The organism is Clostridium sp. (assembly GCF_021443865.1).
GTDB lineage: Bacteria > Bacillota > Clostridia > Clostridiales > Clostridiaceae > Clostridium.
In genome coordinates, this window is record NZ_JABUTB010000023.1 from 1 (window position 1) to 20,748 (window position 20,748).

The window sequence follows — 20,748 nt, forward strand, 5'->3', positions numbered from 1 at the left end:
TGAATTCCATGGAATTCACCTTTTATTTTTATACAATTCAAATTAGATAAAGTGTAGAATTATATTTACAGGTGTAACAATGTTACGATATAATAATATTATATTAAAATAATATTGATTTTTATTAGATATGAATAAAACAATGTTACGATTAATAAAATTTATAATTAATACACATTTATGATGTGAAAAGGGGGAAAAATGAAATTTAAACTTTTGAATGACAAGAATTTTTCACTTTTAATGTTTGGGAAAATTACATCTTTAATTGGCTCTAGTATGCAAGGATTTGCACTATCTTTATATATTTTAAGCACCACTGGTTCTGCAAGCAAGTTCGCATCTATCCTTGCAATTTCAATTATTCCACAGCTTATACTTGGTCCCTTCGCTGGCGTTATAGTAGATTGGTTTTATAGAAAAAATATATTAATAGTTTTAGACTTAATAAGTGGAGTGTTGGTTAGTATTTTTGCAGTTATATATGTTGTTACAGGAGAAATGACATTAGTAAATATTTATATAATGATTATAATACTTTCTGTAATTTCAACTATAGATAGTCCTGCCTTACAAACAATAATCCCTACTATTACAAAAAAAGAAGAATTAGTAGATGCAAATGCCTTAAATTCATTGATTATGTCTATTGGAAGTGTTGTATCACCTGCAATTGCTGCTTTGGTCTATGGAAGCTTGGGGCTAATGGGAGTTTTTATAATAAATTCAATTTCATTCTTCTTATCAGCTATTTCAGAATTGTTTTTAGTTATACCTAGAAGTGCTAAAAATAAAGAAAAAATCTCAATGAAGGCTTTTTTAGGAGAATTTAAAGAAGGACTAAACTTTGTTAAAAAAAGAAAGGACATTATAAATATAATTAGTTTAGCAATTATTTTAAATTTTGCATTTGGATCACTTAATGTAGGAATTACCTTTATTAGTAAGATAACTTTAAGGATTTCGGATTTTCAATATGGATTATTACAATCTGTTACAGTTATTGGTACCATAGTATCTACTTTTTTTATAAAGTGGTTTTCTAAAAAAAATTCTATAGGCAAAAACATATATGTTTGCTTTATGATGGCTTCATTTATAATTTTAGGGTATGCAATTGTAACCTTTGATTATTTTGTAGCTATGGAAAATAGTACTATATACTTATTTTTGTTACTTATCAGTGTAAATTTTATTCTTTTTATTTTCATAAGTCTTGGAAATATGTTTGCAGAGATAAATTTTCAATCAATTGTACCATTAGATTTTATGGGAAGAGTAGGAACAGTTATGACTACAGGGTGTATGATTGCTATTCCATTAAGCAATATGATGTATGGATATCTATTTGATAAAATAAGTGTATCTATTATATTTATATTTTCTTCAGTAATTATGATAGTAGCTATGCTTTTATATAAAAGACCATTGCTTTTAATTGGAGCTAATAATAATGAAATACCAGTTGAAGCACCAATTGAAGTTGAATAACTATAAAAAATATAAACAAGTGATAGGTACTAAACTAGAGTTTTTTATATAATCATTAGTTTAGTACCGATTTATTTTTTCTATATATATTAGTTTAAGGCTAATATTAGTAATAATTATATTATATAAAATTATTAGTATTTTTTACTATAATATGTATTGTTGTTAATGATATTTTCAAATGATAAAATTTTTATTATAAATACGCATTTAAGATGGAGTTTTAATAAGAAAATATATTAAATAAATTTATATTTATTAAGGAGAGTTTAAATGATAGACAAAAATAATGATATGTATTTAGCTTGGCTTAGTTATAGAAATATAAAAAATTCTAAGTATAAAAAATATTTAAATAATATATATTTACAAGCAAAATCTAGTGATATTATAAACAGTGCTCTATTAGAATTAGAAAAAGCAATAACTTATACTTCTGATAAAGATATAAAACAAAAGATATATTCAAATGAAAGGGATATAAAAGAAAATAAGTATATTAAACTAGGAATTAAAAAAACTAAAGGGTTAAAAGAAAATGGATATGAAATCAAAAAAACTTCTTTAGATAAGGATAGGGGATATATAAGTATTTTAGGTTATGATGAGAATGCTATTTTATATGGTGTATTCCATTTATTAAGATTACTAGAAGAGAATAAGGAAGTATCTGAAATTTCAATAGTAGAAAATCCAGAAAATAAATTAAGACTAATAAATCAATGGGATAATATAGATGGAACAGTTGAAAGAGGCTTTGCTGGAAGTTCAATATTTTATGAAAGTGTAAGAAATAAGAGCAGAATGAAAGAAATAATGAGAGCTATTGGAATACCTGCTAGTAGTGATTTAATACGTGAAGCTTTTAATGATGAATATGGCTTAGCAGAAGATTTAGAAAGAATTAATGATTATGCTAGACTACTTGCTTCTATAGGTATAAATGGAATTGTTGTAAATAATACAAATGTCCATAAAGAGGAAACCTATTTTATAGATACTAAGATAGATATGATAAAAATTCTTAATGATATTATGTGTAAGTGGGGAATAAAAGTATATATTAGTATTAATTTTGCAGCTCCTATTACATTAAATGAATTAAGTACAGCAGATCCACTAGAAGAAGATGTAATTAATTGGTGGGAAAATAGAGCTAAGTTTGTTTATAATTCAATTCCTAATTTAGGTGGATTTATGGTAAAGGCTGACTCAGAAGGAAGACCAGGACCATTTACTTATGGAAGAAATCATGCAGAAGGGGCAAATATGCTAGCTAAAGCTCTTAAACCTTATGGAGGAATATTAATATGGAGATGTTTTGTTTATAATTGTAAACAGGACTGGCGTGATTATTCAACTGATAGAGCTAAAGCGGCTTATGATTGCTTTAATCCATTAGATGGAGAGTTTTTAGATAATGTATACTTACAAATTAAAAATGGACCTATGGATTTTCAAGTTAGAGAACCTATTTCACCTTTATTTGGAGCAATGAATAATACAAATAAAATACTAGAATTACAGATAACTCAAGAATATACAGGACAACAAAAAGATATATGTTTCTTAGTTCCATGGTGGAAGGAAATTTTAGAATTTAATACTTATGCTGAAGGAGAAGATAAAGAGGTAAGAGAGAGAATAAAAGGGGTAGCTGCAATATCTAACATTGGAAATGATTTGAATTGGACAGGAAGCTTTTTAGCCCAAGGAAATCTTTATGGCTATGGCAGATTAATATGGAATAGTAAAATAACCACTGAAGAAATTGTAGATGAATGGATAAAACTTACCTTTGGAAATAATGAAAAAGTAGTAAATAATATTAGTTTTATTTTATTAAATTCTTGGAAAACTTATGAAAATTATACAGTACCTTTAGGAATTGGATGGATGGTATCAACAGGGCATCATTATGGACCAGATATTGATGGTTATGAGTATTCTCCATGGGGAACCTATAATAGAGCTAATAATAAAGGCTTAGGAATAGATAGAACTATAAAAAGTGGTACAAGATATATTAACCAATATAATTCACCTTTAAAGGAAGTTTATGAAGATATAAATAGATGTGCTGATGAATTACTACTATTTTTTCATAATGTAAATTATAATCATGTATTAAAAAGTGGTAAAACTGTAATTCAACATATATATGATTCGCATTTTGATGGATATTCCTTTGTTGAATGCTTTATAGAAAAATTAGATGAAATAAAAAATAATTTAAATAAAGAAATATATATGCATGTTAGAGAAAAATTAATAGAGCAATTAAATAACGCTAGAGAATGGAGAGATAGAGTAAATACTTATTTTTATAGAATGTCAGGCATTCCAGATAATAAAAATAGGAAAATATATTAATCTATAGTTTTTCTTATTTTTTTCTATAATTTGAATGGTTGTTATTTAAATGGTAAATGTTAGAATTTAGTTAATAGATTTAAATCTTGAAAAATTTGTATGCATGCAATGTAAACGAAAACAATATGAGGGGATTTGAAAAAATGAGAAGAAAAAGGTTATTAAGTTTAGTTTTAACTTCAATGGTAGCTTTAAGCGTTTTCGCTGGATGTTCTAAGGGAACAGACAAAGATTCAAATGCTAATAAAGATGGAATTAAAGAATTTAGTGCTTTTTTTGCAGTAGCAGGTAAAGAAGTTCCAGATAATAGACTTAAAAAAGCTATAGCAGAAAAAATAGGAGCTAAAATTACTGAAACATGGCTTACAGGTCAAACTGCAAAGGAAAGAATAGGAGTAATGATAGCAGGAGGCGATTATCCAGACTTCATTGATGGTGGAGATGGAACACAAGCTTTAGTTGATGCAGGTGCTCTAATAGCGTTAGATGAGCATATAGATAAATACCCTAATATAAAGAATTTATGGTCAGAAAGTGACTGGGATAAGGTAAGAAAAGAAGACGGACATATTTATTATATACCTCAATTTGGTAATGTAAAAGGAAAGGATATGACAACAAAGCACAATGACGAAGCTTTCTGGATTCAAAAAGCAGTGCTAGAATGGGCTAATTATCCTACAATTAAGACAGTTGATGAGTACTTTGATTTAATTGAAAAATATAAAGCAGCAAATCCAGAAATAAATGGACAACCTACTATTGGATTTGAAATATTATCAGATGACTGGAGATATTTCTGTTTAGAAAATCCACCTCTATTCTTAGCTGGATACCCTAATGATGGTAAAGCTGCTATAGATCCAAAACCTAGTAATAATAATACTGCCATAGATGTAAATAAAATAACTTTAAGAAGTTATGATACTATACCAGAAGCAAAACAATATTTCCAAAAGCTTAATGAAATGTTTAATAAGGGAATAGTAGATCCAGAAACATTTACAGCATCTTACGATCAATATATTTCTAAACTTTCAACAGGTAGAGTTTTAGGAATGATAGATCAAGGATGGCAATTCCTAACAGCAGAGCAAGCCTTAGTTCAACAAGGTTTAGACGAAAGAACTTGGGTACCTTTAGGATTAACTTTCGATTCAAATGTAGAATCTAATTATAGAAATAGAGCAGCAATAAATGCAGGCGGTGGACTTGGAATAACAGTAAGCTGCGAAGATGTAGAAGGTGCTTTACAAGTTATTAATGATTTGTTAAGCGATGAAGTAATGACATTAAGATACTGGGGAGAAAAAGATGTAGATTATAAAGTTGGAGATGACGGTTTATTCTACAGAACTGAAGAACAAAGAACAAATAATAGAAATCAAGATTGGGTTAATGAAAACTTATGCATGTACACATATATGCCACAATTCAGAGGAATATTAGCAGATGGTAATGCTGTAATACCAGTTGAACAACCAAAAGAATTCTATGATTCTTTAAGTGCAGTAGATAAAAATATATTAGATAAATATGGATATGAAAAGTTTACTGACTTTATGCCAGAACCTCCTGAAAAGAATCAACCTTGGTTCCCAATATATTCATTTGCAGGAACTTTAACAGCAGAGACACCAGCTGGAATAGCAATGCAAAAAATGGATGAAATAAAGAAGCAATGGCTTCCTAAGGTAGTTATGACTGGAACAAGCGATTTCGAAAAAACTTGGAACGAATATCAAACTACTTTAACAACCCAAGCAGATGTTAAAGCTTACGAAGAAGCATTACTTAAAGAAGCTAAGAGAAGAGCAGAATTATTTAATAAATAAAAAATAGGGGAAGTATAAAAAACTTCCCCCTTATTTAAAATTAAAGTAAATAAAAAAGGAGAGTTTTGGGATGCAATTAGAACTTAAAAAAACAACTTTAAATGCAGAAAAAAAGCCTAAAAATAGTTTGTGGAATACAATAAAGAAACAGAAAAGTTTAGTTTTAATGTCAATTCCATTTATTATATATGTACTTATTTTTTGCTATGCTCCTCTTTTAGGATGGGTAATGGCCTTTCAAAATTTTAAGCCTGCAAAAGGTCTTTTCAATCAAGTATGGGTAGGATTTGATCAATTTAAATTCTTATTTTCTGATCCAACTTTTCTAAATGTAATAAGAAACACTTTAGCAATGAGTTTAATAAATTTAATATTAAGTTTTGTTTGTTCAATAGGATTTGCTTTACTTTTAAATGAAGTGAAAAATATGTTATCTAAGAAATTTATACAAACAGTATCATATTTACCACACTTCCTTTCTTGGATAATTGTAACTGGAATTGTTGCTGAAGTTTTATCACCAGAGACAGGAATAATTAATCAATTATTAGTTTGGTTTAACGTACTAGAAAAACCAATAAACTTCTTTGCAGATACTAAGTACTTCTGGGGTATAGTAGGACTAGCTAATGTATGGAAGGAAGTGGGGTGGGGAAGTATTATTTATTTAGCTGCTATAACTTCTATAAATCCAGATTTGTATGAAGCAGCAGAAATAGATGGAGCAGGAAGATTTCAAAAGATGTTACATGTAACCTTGCCAGGAATAAAGCCTACAATATTTATATTACTATTAATAAACATAGGGAATATACTAAATGCTGGATTTGAAGTTCAATATTTATTAGGAAATGGATTAATACAACAAGTATCACAAACTATAGATATTTTTGTTCTAAAGTATGGAATAAGCTTAGGTAATTACTCTTTAGCTACTGCAGCTGGTATATTTAAAAGTGTAATAAGTATCATATTAATATTCTTAGCTAATAAACTTGCAAAATCAATGGGCGAAGAAAGATTATTCTAAGGGGGAGGACTTATGTTAAATATAAATTTAAAGAAGCAAAGTAAAGGCGATATAGTTTTTAATATATTTTTATTAATATTTATGATTTTCTTTGTAATAGTTACTTTATATCCAATACTAAATACTTTAGCCATATCCTTTAATGATGGAATAGATTCTGTAAGAGGTGGAGTATACTTATGGCCTAGAATGTTTACATTAAAAAATTATCAAACTGTTTTCAATAATCCAAATTTAAAGCAAGCAGCATTTATTTCAGTTTCAAGAACTGTAATTGGAACTGTTGTACAAGTATTTTTAACAGCAATGCTAGCTTATGTTTTAAGTAGAAAGGATTTTGTATTTAAGAAAAGCATATCATTTATTTACGTATTGACTATGTATGTTAATGGTGGAATGATTCCAAATTACATTTTAATAAAAGAATTAGGATTATTAAATAACTTTTTAGTTTATATTTTACCAGGATTAGTTAGTGCTTTTAATATGATAGTAATTAGAACTTATATAAATGGTTTGCCAGAAAGTTTAATAGAATCTGCTAAAATTGATGGAGCTGGAGAATTCAGAATCTTTATGCAAATAATACTTCCACTATGTAAGCCTGTTCTTGCAACAGTAGCGTTATTTATTGCAGTAAACCAATGGAACTCTTGGTTTGATGCTATGCTATATGCTTCAGCAAATCCTAAGCTTACAACATTACAATATGAGTTAATGAAGTTATTATCATCAACAACTCAACAGGGTGGTGGAACAGGAACAGCTGAAATGATGAAAAATGCTGGAAGTATAGTAACACCTAGATCTATTCGTGCTGCAATTACAATAGTTACAGCATTCCCAATAGTATGTTTATATCCATTCTTACAAAAATACTTTGTATCTGGTTTAACTATTGGAGGTGTTAAGGAATAATGAGTATTAAAAATGAATATACTAATTTATTTTTAGAGTATGGGTATTCCTTAAGTGATATAGAGAAAAGATTAGATGAGATTTATGAAACTATTTTTTATGATGAAGAAGAAAGATTTTATCATATTTTAGATGAAAATACAGCTTGCTTTATTGATACTGGAAATAACGATGCTAGAACAGAAGGTATGTCATATGCAATGATGATGTGTGTTCAAAGAAATATGAAAAAGGAATTTGATTCATTATGGAATTTTTCTAAAAAATTTATGTATCTTGAAGAGGGGATTAATGCAGGATATTTTGCATGGTCAGTAAGTCCTGAAGGTGTTAAATATTCAGATGGCCCAGCCCCAGATGGTGAAGAGTTTTTTGCAATGGCATTATTTTTCGCTTCTCATAGATGGGGAGATGGTGAAGGAATATATAATTATTCAAAAGAAGCTAAGGATTTATTATATACATGTATTCATAAAGGAGAAAATAATGACGGACCTCCTATGTGGGAACCAAAGAATAAATTAATAAAATTTGTTCCAGGTTTAAATTTCACTGATCCATCATATCACTTACCTCATTTTTATGAGTTATTTTCTCTTTGGTGCTATGAGGAAGATAAGGAATATTGGAAGGAAGCTGCTAAAAATAGTAGAGAATATTTAAAAAAAGCATGTCATCCAGTTACAGGATTAGCACCAGAATATGCTCATTATGATGGAACACCAATTACCAGAGATAATAGACAAAGATATTATAGTGATTCCTATAGAGTTGCTGCTAATATAGGATTAGATTATGAATGGTTTAAAGGCTCAGAATGGGAATGTGAATGTGCTGATAATATACAAAGATTCTTTTGTGAAACTGTAAAGGGAAAAGAAGATTTAGTATATGAAATAGATGGAACAATTATAAATGAAAAAGCCCTTCATCCAGTAGCAATTATTGCAACAAATGCAATGGCATCTTTAGCTAGTAAGGGCAAATATAAAAAGGTATGTGTAGATAAGTTTTGGAATACGCCACTAAGAAAAGGTGAGAGAAGATATTACGATAATTGTTTATATTTATTTTCTTTTCTAGCTCTAAGTGGGAATTATAAAATTTGGTAACAAAAGATTTTTTAATAAAAGAAATGAGGGAAGTAGAATGACTGTATTAATGAAAAATCCAATATTAAAGGGATTTTATCCAGATCCATCAATATGTAGAGTAGGAGAAGATTATTATCTTGTTAATTCTACATTTTCCTATTTTCCTGGAATCCCTGTTTTCCACAGTAAGGATTTAGTTAATTGGAGACAAATAGGAAATGTTATTGATAGAGAGAATCAAGTGAATTTTAAGGGGATAGAGCATTCTCAAGGAATTTTTGCACCTACTATTCGTTATAACAATGGAATATATTATTTAATTACAACTAACATTCCTCATGAGGGAAACATTATATTTACAGCGGAGAATCCAGCAGGACCATGGTCTGATCCATATAAGATTGAAGGAGCAGAGGGCATTGATCCAAGCCTATTCTTTGATGATGATGGAAAGACTTACTATGTAGGAACTAGACCAAATAGAGATGGAGTAAAATATAATGGTGATTGGTATATATGGTCTCAAGAAATAGATTTAGTAAATATGAGGTTAATTGGAGAAAGTCATGATATTTGGAATGGAGCTATGAATAATGTCATTTGGCCAGAAGGACCTCATTTATATAAGATAGATGGATATTATTATTTAATGATTGCAGAGGGAGGAACAGGACCAGATCATTGCATTACTATTGCAAGAAGCAATTCCATTTATGGAGAATACGAAAATAATCCTAGAAATCCAATAATTACTCATAGGCATTTAGGAGAAGAGTATCCAGTAAAAAATGTAGGTCATGGAGACTTAGTAAAAACTGAAGATGGTGATTGGTTTATAGTAATGCTAGCTACTAGGCAAGCAGAAGGATATACTAACACAGGAAGAGAAACGTTTTTAGCAAAGGTTAATTGGGAAAATGGGTGGCCAGTTATAAATAAAGGAAAGGGTAAGCTAGAATTATCTCAAGAAATAAATACTAGGGAACATAAAAGTGAAATAAAAGAAAAATGCTATCATTTTTATGGTGATAAATTAGACTATAAATTTTTAGTTCTAAGAAACCCAAGTGAAAATCTATATTCACTTACTGAAAGAAAAGGAGCTTTACGCTTATATCTAAAGGATGTGACTATAGAGGGTTTGGATAATCCAGCTTATGTATGTGTAAGACAGGAAGAAGATAACTATTTAGTTTCTACAATGATGGAATTTAATCCTAAGAATGAATATGAAAGCGCAGGATTAGCTATAGTTCAAAATAATTTATATAATTTAAGATATGAATATTCTATAAATAATGGAAAAAAAGTGTTGAGGGTTGTAAAATGTAATAATATAAGTAATGAACTAATTGAAGAGATTAATTTAGACTGTGAAAGATTAATATTAAAAATAGTAAGTAGAAACAAAAAGTTAGATTTTTATTATAGTATAGATGGGATTAATTATATTTTATTAACAGAAGAGTTAGATAGTAGATATTTAAGTACAGAAGTTGCAGGCGGTTTTGTTGGATGTACTATAGGTATGTATTCCACAAGTAATGGTTATCAAAGTAAGAATTATTCTGACTTTTTATGGTTTGAATATGACAATATTTAGTTTTGAAAGGATTTTTAACTATGAGTGATATTAATTTATCTAGTATTTTAAGTAATGGAATGGTTATTCAACGTGGAAATAAAACTAAAATATATGGAAAATCTAATAAAAGTAATAAAATAGTGGTTAATTTTTTAAATGAAACATATGAAGCTCTTGTAGATGGAGAAGGAAAATGGCAAGTTAAATTAAATAATCTAGAAGCCGGTGGACCTTATGAAATGGTAATAAGTGGAGATGAGGAAATTAGGATTAGAGATATTTTAATTGGAGATGTATGGTTATGTAGTGGACAATCCAATATGGAATTACCTATAGAAAGGGTAATGGAATTGTATGAAAGTGAAGTAACTAATTATTCTAATAATAATATAAGACAGTTCTTAGCAAGTAAAAATTATAATCTTAATGGTAAGCAAGAGGAGTTAGATTATGGGGTTTGGAAACCTGCAACTAAAGAAGCGGTATTAGAATTTAGTGCAGTAGGATATTTTTTTGCAAAGGAATTATATAGCAAATATAAAGTTCCAATAGGACTGATTTCAACAGCAGTTGGAGGAACTCCAATAGAATCTTGGATAAGTGAAGAAGCATTGAGAAGTTTTCCTAGATTTGATAGCTTAATTGCAAGGAACAAAGATACTAATTATGTGATAAGTAAGCAAAAAGAAGATAATGATAGAGTAAGTTCTTGGTTTGTAGAGAGAGATTTAAAGGATGAAGGAATAAATAAGTGGAATTTAGAAGAATTGGATGACTCTAATTGGGAGGAATATGTAATTCCAGGTATGTGGAGAGATACAGTTCTAGATAAAGTAAATGGAACAGTATGGTTTAGAAAAGAAATTTATTTGCCTAAAAATCTATCAACTAGTGAAGCAAATCTTTATTTAGGAAATATTTTAGATGCTGATGAAGCATATATAAATGGAGTTTTAGTTGGAAGAACTGAATATAGATATCCACCTAGAAAATATTTAGTAAATAGGGGGATTTTGAAGGAAGGCAGAAATGTAATAGCACTAAGAATTACAAGTTGTACTAGTATAGGTGGGTTTATAGGTGATAAGCCTTATAAATTAGTATTTGATAATGAAGAAGTTGAATTATCTGGTGGATGGAAATATAAGATAGGATGTGAAATGCCTGCAAATTTTGATATAACTCGTTTTGAGTATATGCCTACTGGTTTTTATAATTCTGTTATATACCCACTTAGTAACTACGTAATATCTGGAGTAATATGGTATCAAGGAGAGTCCAATACTGGTTATCCAGATGATTATGAGGATTTATTTGAAGTTATGTTAAAAGAATGGCGTAGAGATTGGAATATAGGAGATTTTCCTTTTTTATATGTACAGCTTGCTAACTATTCTGATCCATCAAATTCTTCAAAGGATTACAACTGGGCTAGGTTAAGGGAAGCTCAAAGAAGATCACTAAAAAACTTTAATACTGGAATGGCAGTAACAATGGATATTGGAGAAAATAATGAGCTTCATCCATTTAATAAAAAGGAAGTTGCAAGAAGATTAGCTTTATTAGCTATTAATAAGTATTATGGTGAAGACATAACATGCAATGGCCCGTTATATAAGTACATGGAAAAATGTGAAAATAAAATAAACATATATTTCAACAAGGATAAAAGTGAACTCCTAAGTATAAAGGGGGATTTAAATAATTTTGAAATATGCGGAGAGGATAATACTTATTATAAGGCTAATTCAAATATTAAAGAAGATTATATAGAAGTGTGGAGTAATAAAGTTCATAACCCGAAATATGTAAGATATGCATATGAAAATGGACCAAGGAATATAAATCTATATAATAAGGAAGGGCTTCCAGCCTCTCCATTTACTACAGAAGAAAATTATTAGATTATTTTGTATTTAGAATTTTACCACTAAGAGACTGATTATAGTATAAAGATGAAAGGTAAGAAAATGAAGAAAAGGTATTCATTAAATAATTGTAGTATTAAATATAAATTATTAATTATTTATATTGTTTGTGTATTAATTCCCATGATTATTACTAATAGCTTAATGCTATATACAGTAAGAAGTAATGAGAAAAAGGAACAAAGAATTAATATAGAACATGTAATAGATAGAGTGACATTTAACCTAAATGCTGTTATAGAAGAATGTATGATGTTAACTAATCATATAAATTCAGACGAAGATTTAAATAAGATAATAGCAAGTGAATATAAGTTTCCAGTAGATTATTATGATAATTATTTCAAGCTATTAAAAAATACTGCAATAAAAGACTACTATAATCCTCAGCATATATATAGAATTAATGTTTATGTTGATAATAACACTATAATTAATAGTGCAAATATATTTAAATTAACACCAGAAGTAAAAAATAAAGAGTGGTATAAACAATATCATGATAATGATAAAAGTACAACTATAACAGTTGAGTATGATGAAGATAGAAAAATATTTCCTGATAATAGTGCTAGTAGAATTATAAGCATAGTAAGGAAATTAGATTATTTTAATGATAAAAGAGAAAAAGTTGTTAAGATTGATATAAATTATGAAGCTTTATTAAGTAATATATTAAATGAACAAATGAAAGAGAGTTTATATATTGTAAATGATGATTTAATATTACTATCTAATAAAGGTATATATTCTCCGAAGGAAGATTTTAAAAAAACAGATATAATAAATATGAATGAAGTTTTAGTTCGAGAGAAAATTAAATTAAAAGAATCAAAGAATGATTGGGATATTATCTTTACAGAGGATTATGAAAGTTTATTTTTAAATCTTCAAGATTCAAGAAAACTTTTTTCACTCTTAATTATTTTTAACTTAGTGTTACCAACAATAATAATAAGCTTAATATCAAAATCATTAGAAAATAGGGTTAATCTTATTAATACTTATTTAGGTAAAGTAGAAAATGAAGAGTTTTATGTAATAGATAGCATTGAAGGAAATGATGAAATAAGTAGTTTAATGAAAAGCTATAATCTAATGGTTATTAAAATTAAAGAGCTAATAGAGGTAGTTTTTAAAGAAGATGCTGAGAAAAAGATTCTGCAATTAGCTACAAAGCAAGCCGAATTAAAAGCATTGCAGAGTCAAATTAACCCCCATTTTATGTTTAATACTTTGGAGACTATAAGAATGAGAAGTCTTATAAAAAAAGAAGAAGAAACTGCTGAAATAATAGAGAAGCTATCTGTTCTTCTTAGAAGAACAATAAATTGGGGTAACGATAATATTACAATAGAAGAAGAAATGAAGTTTGTAAATAGCTATATTGATATTCAAAGATATAGATTTGGAGAAAAATTATCTTATAATTGTTATGTTAGAGAAGATTGTAAGAATTATAAAATACCAAAGCTGTCATTAGTAACCTTTGTAGAGAACTCTTGTATTCATGGAATAGAGAGAATTTCTTATAATGCAGGTATAAGTGTTTCGATTTTTAAGGATGATGAATATTTGTATATGGAAATTTCAGATACTGGAGAAGGAATAAATAATGAAACACTAAATAAAATAAGAAATGGTATAGAAAATTTTAACTTTGATTCATTGAATGAAGAAAAGAGTATAGGTATTTTTAATGCTTATTTAAGAATGAAGATGTACTTTAATAATAATATGACTTTCGAAATTGATAGTGAAGAAGGAGAGGAAACAGACATTACAATAAAAATATCTATAGAGGAATTTCAAAAAAGGAGAGAATTTTATGATTAAAACTTTAATAGTGGATGACGAACCATTTATAAGGAAAGGTCTAAGGGTTTTAATTGAATGGGAGAAATATGGATATGAAATTGTAGATGAAGCTGAAAATGGGTTAAAAGCTATTGAAAAAATAAAAGAAAAAGATATTGATTTAGTTATAACAGATATAAAAATGCCTGAGATGGATGGTCTTGAGCTTATAGAATATGTATATAAAAGTGTAAAAAGAAAAATTAGTTTTATAGTTTTAAGTGGATATTGTGAGTTTGAATATGCTAGAAAAGCTATAAGATATAATGTTCAAGATTATATTTTAAAGCCTATACAAAGAGATGAACTTATAAATTCATTAGGAAAAATAAAAGAGAAGTATATTAAAGTATCTCTTGAAAATGAAGAAAGACAAAATAATGAAAAGCTTATTTATGATAAATATATATGTGAGTTAATATCAGGGCGATTTGATAAAAAAAGTATAAATTATATAAAAAATAAACTTGATCATAAAAGTGAAATTAGATATATAAATATTGAAGTTAACTATAATGAAGATAAATACTCCAATATGTCTCATGAAGATAAAAGACTAGGACAGCATAAGTTGTATAAAAGAATATTAGAGTGGCTAGATAAGGATTACTATAACGTTATATTTGATGTGAATAATGAAAAAGACTGTTATGATGTTGGATTTATTTATGAAAAAAGACTTTCACGAGAAAAGTGTATTAGCGAAAAGGAATATATATCAAATCTTATAACCTATATAAAAGAAGGGTATATGTATGATTTTTTCATTTACATAGGACAAAGGGTGGATAGAATAGAAGACCTTGAGGTATCTTATAAATCAGCTATTATAGCTAAAATGCTTTCAAGTTTCTCCATAGACAGTAAGATATTATATTATGATGACGTAATGAATAATCCTAAAACCTATACTATTGAAAAAAGATATATGGATAATTTAATTAAAGCAATTGAAGAAAATTTTACAGAAGATATTATAACCTGTATTGATGAATTCTATAATAGCTTTAAAAATCACTATATAGATTTAGAAATTATATCTATAAATATTAATTATTTATTATGTAATCTTATAAATACAGCTAAAAATATAGATGAAAATGTAAATCAAGAAAAAATAGCTCAATATATAAGTTTAGGAATATTTAATGGGAATATGAGTAGAGGAAGTGCTAAGCATTTAAAGAAGTTATCAATAGAATTTTCAAATTATTTAGTACAACTAAGACAAAATAATTCTCAAGGAATATTAGATCATATTAATAAAGAAATATCAGATCATTATATGGAAAAATTAAGTTTAAAATCCTTAGGTGAAAAATATTATATTAACAGTGCCTATTTAGGACAAGTATTTAAAAAGCAATATAATATGAGTTTTAAAGATTATCTAAATGCTTATAGAATTGATAAAGCAGAAGAGTTATTGATAAATAGTAAAGAGAAAATATATAAAATTTCAGAACAAGTTGGGTATAACAATACTGATTATTTTATAAATAAATTTGTACAACTAAAGGGAAAGACACCATTGCAATATAGAAAAAAGAAAAAGATTTAAAAAAGGGGCTGTCGCGACAGCTCCTTTTAATTTACTTAAATGAGTTAAAGGAAGCATCAGAAGGCATTCTCCAATCACCACGAGGACTAAGTGATATACTACCGACCTTTGGTCCATCTGGTAAAGCACTTCTTTTAAATTGTTGAGTAAAGAATCTATAAATAAATTTATCTAGCCATTTCTCTATTTCTTCAGTGCTATAATCATTTTTAAAGGCTTCTATGGCTAAAAACTTAATTCTTTCCTTAGAAGATCCATTTTTAATAAAGTGATATAAGAAGAAATCATGTAATTCATAAGGGCCAACTATATCTTCTGTTTTTTGAGCAATTTCTCCTTTATCATCCTTTGGTAATAATTCTGGACTAACAGGAGTATCTAATATATCTAATAAGGTTTCAGATACTTCCTTAGAAGATTCCTTTTCAGCTACATATCTAACTAAATATCTAACTAAAGTTTTTGGAATAGATGGATTTACAGAATACATACTCATATGATCTCCATTGTAAGTACACCATCCAAGAGCAAGCTCTGAAAGATCCCCAGTTCCAATTAGTAAGCCACCTTCTTTATTAGCTATATCCATAAGTATTTGTGTTCTTTCTCTTGCTTGAACATTTTCATAAGTTACATCATGTATATCTTTATCATGACCTATATCTTCAAAATGTTGTAAGGCTGCCTTAACTATATTGATTTCTCTTAAATCGCAGCCAAGCTCTTTACATAAAGTTAAAGCATTATTATATGTTCTATCTGTAGTACCAAAGCCTGGCATAGTTACTGTAACTATATTTTTATTATCTATACCTAAAAGCTTAAAGGTTTTTACAACTACTAGTAATGCTAATGTAGAATCAAGTCCTCCAGAGATACCTATAACAGCTTTTTTTAAGTTGGTATGTTCCATTCTTTTAGCAAGTGCAGCTGCTTGAATACTAAATATTTCCTTGCATCTTTCTTCTCTTTGTTTTGCATTTGAAGGAACAAAAGGATGTTTATCTATATATCTATCAAAATTATTTAGTTTATTTTCTTTATAATTAAAATTAATTATATTTGCATCAAAAGGATGTACTCTTGATGCATCCCTAAAGCTTATATTTTTAAGCCTTTCACTATTTAGTCTAAAAACATCTATAAATGAATAAATAACCTCATTATCTCTTTGGAATCTTTCATTTTCTTTAAGCATAGTTCCATTTTCAGAAATTAACATATGGCCACTAAACAAAAGATCTGTTGTTGACTCATGAACTCCAGCAGATGAATAAATATAAGCAGACATACATCTAGCACTTTGATTAGATATTAAAGCTTCTCTATAGTCTTTCTTACTTACTAACTCGTTAGAAGCAGATAAATTTCCTATAATATTTGCTCCTAAAAGAGAAAGATAAGAGCTTGGAGGAATAGTAACCCAAAGATCTTCACAAACTTCAAATCCAAAGGAATATATTCCAGAATTAAAAATTAAGTTAGTTCCAAAAGGAACATCCTTTTGGAATTCAAAATTAACTTTCTCATCAATTATTCCAAGACCTTCACTAAACCAACGTTTTTCGTAGAATTCACTGTAATTAGGAATATATGATTTAGGAACAATTCCAAGTAATTTTCCATTAAATATTATGTAAGCACAATTAAATAAGGTGTTTTTAAAGCTTAAAGGCGCACCAACAGCTATTAACATATCTAAGTTAGTGCTTTTCTCTACTATTTTAGAAATTGCTAAAGTAGCTTTTTCTAAAAGATTATACTGCATAAATAAATCTCCACAACTATATGAAGTTATGCATAGTTCTGGAAATACAATTGCCTTGGCTTCGTTTTTATGTGCATCATCAAGACATAAAAGGATATTTTCTAAATTATATTCAATATCTGCAACACGTGTAATAGGACATGCAGCAGCAACTTTTATAAAGTCCATAAAATCTCTCCAATCTAAATATTAATAATAATATTTTAACTCTTTTAAGATAATAAATTCAAAAGTAACTATTTAAATAATAAAAGGAAAACTATAGAAAATCAATGATATTAGAGTAAAAGAAATAGAAAAGAATAATAAAATAGTTATAATTACTATATAAAAAGATAAAAAGGATATTGTAAAGAGTTAAAAAGTATAATATAATAAATACATACAGTAAAAAAATTTCAAATTTTTTCTAAAAAATGATACAATAGTATTATATTAATATTAAGAGGAGGGGGAAGTATGAGTGCCATAATATTATGGATTATCATTGCAGCAGTAGCGATTATAATAGATATAGCAACTAGTAATTTCTTATTTGCTTGGTTTACTATAGGAGCAATTGCAGCCATGATAGCAGACTTTTTAGGTGTAAGCTTTGGGGTTCAAGTAATTATATTCTTAGTTATAAATTTAATAACAGTTTCACTTGGATATCCGTGGGCTAAGAAGAAATTTAAAAACTCTGTTAAAAGGACACCTTTAATGGAAGAGACTTACATTGGAAGAATAATGAAAGCAGAAGAGGACATAATAGAGAAAGCAAAAGTTAAAGTAGATGGAATTTACTGGACTGTACTAAATACAGGAGAAGAAATTAAATCAGGAGAAAACTTTAAGATAATAGGAATTGAAGGTATAAAATTAATTATAAAGAAAGAGGAGGAAATTTAGATGGATGGAATACTAGGACTTGTTATTACGGGAGTAATAATATTTTTCATTTTAGTTATAATATTATCATCAATAAAAATTGTAAATACAGGATATTTATATGTTGTAGAAAGATTTGGTCAATACCATAAAACTTTGGAGCCGGGATGGCACTTTATGATTCCATTTGTAGACTTTGTTAGAAAGAAAGTTTCAACAAAACAACAAATTTTAGATGTGCCACCACAATCAGTTATTACTAAGGATAATGTTAAAATTTCAGTTGATAACGTTATTTTCTATAAACTTTTAAATGCAAAAGATGCTGTTTACAATATCGAAGATTTTAGATCAGGTATAGTTTATTCAGCAACAACAAACATGAGAAATATTTTAGGTAATATGAGTTTAGATGAAATTTTATCAGGTAGAGATAAGATTAACCAAGACCTTTTAAGCATAATTGATGAAGTTACTGATGCCTATGGAATAAAAATTCTTTCAGTTGAAATTAAGAATATAATTCCACCAACAGAAATTCAAGAAGCGATGGAAAAGCAAATGAAAGCTGAAAGAAATAAAAGAGCCATGATACTTGAAGCAGAAGGACAAAGACAATCTCAAATTGAAAAGGCTGAAGGGGAAAAGAGATCTAAGATACTTGCAGCAGAAGCTGAAAAAGAAGCTAATATTAGAAGAGCTGAAGGTTTAAAAGAATCTCAATTACTAGAAGCAGAAGGTAAAGCGAAAGCCATAGAAGAAATTTCTATTGCGGAAGCAGAAGCTATAAGAAAGGTTAATACAGCAATATTAGAATCTGGAACTAACGAAACTGTTATAGCATTAAAGCAAGTTGAAGCCCTTAAAGAAATGGCTAATAGCCCAGCTAATAAGCTTATATTACCAAATGAAACTTTATCTTCTCTTGGAAGTATAGCTGCAATTGGAGAAATGTTAAAAGGTAGCAAATAAATTTAATAAATATTTTAATATGGAGCTATTTATATAGCTCCATATTAAAAATTAAAGTTATTTAAGTAATTAGAAAACAACTTGAAATGTTTATTTAAGATACTCCTTAGGGAGTTATTCTTTTAAGTTATATTATACTAGAATTTTTAAATATATATTTTATGGGAAAGGGATGAGAGTATGTATAGATATATAAAACATTTGAGAGGAACATTTTTTAATTATTTTATTGCATTAATTATATTTTCAAGTTTTGTGTTTTTAAGTACTTTTTCTATTATAATGTCAGAGTCATCAAGAATAAACCTAGAAGAGTTTAAAATTATACCTAGAGATCCAAGTAAGGATAAAAAAATTATGAGAATATCTGTAATAATATCCACTTTAGTATTTATACTACTAATGATTTAAATTTTATTGTTATAAAATTAATTTTATTTCAAAAGATATAATATATTGAAATTTATATGGAGAAATAAAATATGAAAATTATAACAAGAAATATAAAAATAAAATTATTAATAGTAGTTTTGATTTTAGTAGTAACTAATATTATTTACAATAGCTATGTTTTAGCAAATGTTAAAAATAATAATTATAATAGAGAATTAGCTAGAGAATATGCACTTAAATGGGCTACATCTCATAATAAAGCTTATTATAATTATATAAATGATGGAGGAGATTGTACTAATTTCGTTTCTCAAGTTTTAAGGGCTGGAGGTATTGCTTTTGTAGGTAATAAGAAAAATGCAACTAGTATTAGTTCTTGGTTTTATTATTCAGCTGATTTGCCTAATAGAACTTCTACATGGACTTCAGCAAATGCATTCAATTTGCACTTTGGAAAAGAGTTTAAAAGAGTATATAAATATAGAGAATATACAGTTGATGCTGCTTTAAGAAATTGGAATGAGATTTATTCTAGCATTTACATAGGAGATATAGTTCAATATTCTAGACCTAATAATATAGCCTTTCATTCTCAAGCAATTACAGATGTATTAGATAATGAAACTATATACTTTAGCCAACATTCTAACACTATTGAGAATTTCTATAAGAATGGCAATTTAAAATATTATTTATTAGGTAAGCCTAATGATTATAATTTCTTAATTTATAATATCAAAGAAGAAAATAATTTTGTAAATGAAATGAGAAATAAGCCTTTAATAACTGAAGAAAATTATAATAAGGAATTAAAAATTGCTTTAGAAATAGTTAGATTAAGTCTTGAAGATACAAGGTTTGATAACAAAGACTACAGAAATATGGATACAGAAAACTTTATAGATAAAATGGATAGTAAAATTATAGATATTCAGTCACAAATAGATATGAGAGGGAAGTCTTCTAGAGAGCTATTAGAATTATTAATAGATAGAAGTGAATTATAAAATAAATTATGTTTCTAAAGAATATAAATTTAGAAAATGGATATAAATAAAAATGACCCTAAAGGG

Annotated in this window: 15 protein-coding genes; 14 read left to right on the top strand and 1 reads right to left on the bottom strand. The window is 27.6% G+C overall.

From position 1 onward, the window contains the following. Nucleotides 1-201 precede the first annotated feature (201 nt). The 10 genes from HUJ77_RS05620 (at nucleotide 202) to HUJ77_RS05665 (ending at nucleotide 15,672) form a co-directional block, all read left to right on the top strand. Complete coding sequence (locus HUJ77_RS05620; protein WP_291707596.1) at nucleotides 202-1,491, top strand: MFS transporter; 1,290 nt, start codon at nucleotides 202-204, stop codon at nucleotides 1,489-1,491. Between the two features lie 273 nt (nucleotides 1,492-1,764). Further along, complete coding sequence (locus tag HUJ77_RS05625) at nucleotides 1,765-3,864, top strand: alpha-glucuronidase family glycosyl hydrolase (RefSeq protein ID WP_291707597.1); 2,100 nt, start codon at nucleotides 1,765-1,767, stop codon at nucleotides 3,862-3,864. 143 nt (nucleotides 3,865-4,007) lie between these two features. Next, nucleotides 4,008-5,699 carry an extracellular solute-binding protein gene (locus HUJ77_RS05630; protein WP_291707598.1) on the top strand — a complete coding sequence of 564 codons (1,692 nt, stop codon included), beginning with the start codon at nucleotides 4,008-4,010 and terminating at the stop codon, nucleotides 5,697-5,699. Between the two features lie 70 nt (nucleotides 5,700-5,769). Continuing rightward, entirely contained in the window at nucleotides 5,770-6,729 is a 960-nt protein-coding gene (locus HUJ77_RS05635) for an ABC transporter permease subunit (protein WP_291707599.1), read from the top strand. 12 nt (nucleotides 6,730-6,741) lie between these two features. Further along, nucleotides 6,742-7,647 carry a carbohydrate ABC transporter permease gene (locus HUJ77_RS05640; RefSeq protein ID WP_291707600.1) on the top strand — a complete coding sequence of 302 codons (906 nt, stop codon included), beginning with the start codon at nucleotides 6,742-6,744 and terminating at the stop codon, nucleotides 7,645-7,647. Next, on the top strand, nucleotides 7,647-8,759 hold the full coding sequence (locus HUJ77_RS05645; protein WP_291707601.1) for a glycosyl hydrolase family 8: 1,113 nt from the start codon (nucleotides 7,647-7,649) through the stop codon (nucleotides 8,757-8,759). The genes HUJ77_RS05640 and HUJ77_RS05645 overlap by 1 nt, the downstream gene beginning before the upstream one ends. A gap of 37 nt (nucleotides 8,760-8,796) precedes the next feature. Next, the gene (locus HUJ77_RS05650) at nucleotides 8,797-10,344 is read left to right on the top strand and encodes a glycoside hydrolase family 43 protein (RefSeq protein WP_291707602.1); all 1,548 of its coding nucleotides are present in this window, start codon (nucleotides 8,797-8,799) and stop codon (nucleotides 10,342-10,344) included. Nucleotides 10,345-10,364: 20 nt separating this feature from the next. Next, complete coding sequence (locus HUJ77_RS05655) at nucleotides 10,365-12,230, top strand: sialate O-acetylesterase (RefSeq protein WP_291707603.1); 1,866 nt, start codon at nucleotides 10,365-10,367, stop codon at nucleotides 12,228-12,230. Between the two features lie 66 nt (nucleotides 12,231-12,296). Beyond that, nucleotides 12,297-14,090 (top strand): histidine kinase, encoded by a 1,794-nt coding sequence (locus HUJ77_RS05660; RefSeq protein ID WP_291707604.1) that lies wholly within the window; start codon nucleotides 12,297-12,299, stop codon nucleotides 14,088-14,090. After that, entirely contained in the window at nucleotides 14,083-15,672 is a 1,590-nt protein-coding gene (locus tag HUJ77_RS05665) for a response regulator (RefSeq protein WP_291707605.1), read from the top strand. Before HUJ77_RS05660 ends, HUJ77_RS05665 begins: the two co-directional genes overlap by 8 nt. 31 nt (nucleotides 15,673-15,703) lie before the next feature. On the opposite strand, the gene HUJ77_RS05670 is transcribed toward HUJ77_RS05665, so the two are convergent. Beyond that, on the bottom strand, nucleotides 15,704-17,608 hold the full coding sequence (locus HUJ77_RS05670; RefSeq protein ID WP_291707606.1) for an NAD(+) synthase: 1,905 nt from the start codon (nucleotides 17,606-17,608) through the stop codon (nucleotides 15,704-15,706). Nucleotides 17,609-17,899: 291 nt separating this feature from the next. Between HUJ77_RS05670 and HUJ77_RS05675 the strand changes: the two genes are divergently transcribed. The 4 genes from HUJ77_RS05675 (at nucleotide 17,900) to HUJ77_RS05690 (ending at nucleotide 20,682) form a co-directional block, all read left to right on the top strand. Next, a complete protein-coding gene (locus HUJ77_RS05675) occupies nucleotides 17,900-18,331 on the top strand; it encodes an NfeD family protein (protein ID WP_291707607.1) in 432 nt (143 codons plus the stop codon). After that, complete coding sequence (locus tag HUJ77_RS05680) at nucleotides 18,332-19,282, top strand: SPFH domain-containing protein (RefSeq protein WP_291707608.1); 951 nt, start codon at nucleotides 18,332-18,334, stop codon at nucleotides 19,280-19,282. Nucleotides 19,283-19,462: 180 nt separating this feature from the next. After that, nucleotides 19,463-19,693: a hypothetical protein gene (locus tag HUJ77_RS05685; RefSeq protein ID WP_291707609.1), complete on the top strand. Its 231-nt coding sequence runs from the start codon at nucleotides 19,463-19,465 to the stop codon at nucleotides 19,691-19,693. Nucleotides 19,694-19,764: 71 nt separating this feature from the next. Next, nucleotides 19,765-20,682, top strand: coding sequence for an amidase domain-containing protein (locus HUJ77_RS05690; RefSeq protein WP_291707610.1), 918 nt, complete (start codon nucleotides 19,765-19,767; stop codon nucleotides 20,680-20,682). Nucleotides 20,683-20,748 lie beyond the last annotated feature (66 nt).